We start from the raw sequence: 2,433 nt of genomic DNA, 5'->3' as shown, positions 1-2,433 counted from the left end.
GACGCCCAGCAGACCTTTGCGCCCGCGACGCGCCTCGTGCATGCGGGGCGCGATCCGGGCGAGCAGCACGGCTTCGTGAACACGCCGATCTATCGGGGCTCGACGGTCCTCTATCCGACCTACGACGCGATCAAGAACCGGCGCGGGCGCTACAATTACGGCACCTCGGCGACGCCCACCATGGATGCGCTGACGACCGCCTGGACGGAGCTCGCCGGCGCCGCCGGCACCGTCGTGACGCCCTCGGGCCTCGCGGCGCTCACCGTCGCGCTGATGGCCGCGGTCTCGGCGGGCGACCATCTCCTCGTCACCGATTCCGCCTACCGGCCGACCCGCCAGTTCTGCGACGGCGTGCTGGCGCGCTACGGCGTCGAGGTCACCTATTACGACCCGATCATCGGGGCCGGCATCGCGGACCTGATGCGCCCGAACACCCGGGCCGTGCTGGTCGAGGCCCCCGGCTCGCAGAGCTTCGAGATGCAGGACGTGCCCGCGATCGCCGAGGTCGCGCACGCCCGCGACGCCTGCGTGATCATGGACAACACCTGGGCGACGCCGCTGCTGTTCCCGCCGCATGAGCGCGGGGTCGACATCGCCGTGGAGGCCGGAACCAAGTACCTGAGCGGCGGCTCGGACCTGCTGATCGGCCTGACCTCCGCCAACGCGCGCTACTACCCGGCCGTGCGCCGCACCTTCGACCATTTCGCCATGTGCGCCGGCGCCGAGGACATCTTCCTGGCGCTGCGCGGACTGCGCACCATGAACCTGCGCCTGCGCGAGCACGGCCGCGCCGGGCTGGAGATGGCCCGATGGTTCCAGGCGCGGCCCGAGGTGCTGCGCGTGCTCCATCCCGGCCTGCCCGAGGATCCCGGCCACGCGATCTGGACGCGCGACTTCGCGGGCGCCTCGGGCCTGTTCGGCGTGATCCTCAAGCCGGTGCCCGAGGTGGCTTTGGCCGCCATGCTGGACGGGCTGCAGCTGTTCGGGATGGGCTTCTCCTGGGGCGGCTTCGAGAGCCTCGTGATCCCGTTCGACTGTGCCGGCTACAGGACCGCCACGAAGTGGGCGCCCGGCGGACCGGCCCTGCGCTTCCATATCGGCCTCGAGGACACCGCCGACCTCAAGGCCGACCTCGATGCCGGCTTCGCGCGCCTGCGGGCCGCCACGTAGGCGGATCGGGGCGCCGACGGCGGGGGGCGACCGGCGACGACGCGGCTGCATTTGACCTTCCCGCCCGATCCTGATTGACCGGCCCGGCATGACCACGAGCCTCTCCGCCGACGGCGCTCCGCGCCTCGCCCCAGTCGACCGGATCGGCCGCGGACTCGACGCGCTGAGCCTCACCCATGGCCGGGCCGTCGCCGCCCTGCTGACGCTGTGCCTGATCCTGTTCCTGCCGGGCCAGATCTCCCTGCAGCCGATGGATCGGGACGAGCCGCGCTTCGCCCAGGCCTCGAAGCAGATGCTGGAGAGCGGCGACCTCGTGGATATCCGCTTCCAGGGCGAAGCGCGGCACAAGAAGCCAGTGGGGATCTACTGGGCCCAGGCCGCCGCCGTGGCGGCCGGCGAGGCGCTGGGCGTGCCCGGGGCCCGCACCCAGATCGCCCTGTACCGCATCCCCTCGCTGATCGGCGCCATCGCCTCGGTGCTGCTCGCCTACTGGGCGGCGCTGGCCTTCCTGCCCCGCCGGCCCGCACTGCTGGCGGCCGCCCTCTACGGCGCCTGCCTGATGCTCTCGGCCGAGGCACACCTCGCCAAGACCGACGCCCTGCTCGCCGCCTGTGCCACCGCGAGCCTCGCCGCACTCGCCCGCGCTTGGCTGGCGCCGCGGGACGGCAGGCCGACCTCTGGGCCGACCTCAGGGCCGACCTCCGGACCAACCTTTGCGGCATTCTGGCTCGGGATGGCGGTCGGGATCCTGGTGAAGGGGCCGATGGTGCCGCTCTTCGTCGCGCTGCCGGCGCTCGGCCTGTCGCTCCGGGCGCGATCCGCCCGCTGGCTGCTGCCCCTCCGGCCCTGGCCGGGCCTCGCCCTCACGCTCCTGCTGGTGGCGCCCTGGTTCGCGGCGATCACCTGGAAGAGCGGCGGCGCCTTCTACGCCGAGGCCGTCGGGCACGACATGCTCGGCAAGGTCGGCGGGGCGGCGGAGCGGCACTGGGGGCCACCCGGAGCCTACGCGCTCGTGTTCTTCGCCACCTTCTGGCCCGGGGCGGCCTTCGCGGCCATGAGCCTGCCCTTCGCGTGGCGGGCGCGGCGGGAGCCCGCCGTGGCCTTCCTCATCGCCGCGGTGCTGCCGGCATGGCTGATCTTCGAGGCGGTGCCCACCAAGCTGCCCCACTACGTGCTGCCGCTGATGCCCTGGCTCGCGATCTTCACCGTGCTGGCGTTGTCCCGCGGAGCGCTGGATCCGCGCCTGCGGGGCGCGCGCCTGAC

2 protein-coding genes are annotated in these 2,433 nt (G+C 73.0%); both read left to right on the top strand.

The genetic code is table 11. The features are described from left to right. On the top strand, positions 1 to 1,170 hold a 1,170-nt coding region (gene metC / locus I53_RS08955; protein ID WP_043349380.1), incomplete at its 5' end, for a cystathionine beta-lyase. An 88-nt stretch (positions 1,171 to 1,258) separates the two neighbouring features. After that, a partial coding sequence (locus I53_RS08950) for a phospholipid carrier-dependent glycosyltransferase (protein WP_043349378.1) occupies positions 1,259 to 2,433 on the top strand: 1,175 nt, incomplete at its 3' end.

This window comes from Methylobacterium sp. B1, from assembly GCF_000333255.1.
Classification (GTDB): domain Bacteria; phylum Pseudomonadota; class Alphaproteobacteria; order Rhizobiales; family Beijerinckiaceae; genus Methylobacterium; species Methylobacterium fujisawaense.
The sequence above is the reverse complement of the archived record's forward strand: the minus strand, read 5'-3'. Positions and strand labels throughout refer to the sequence as shown.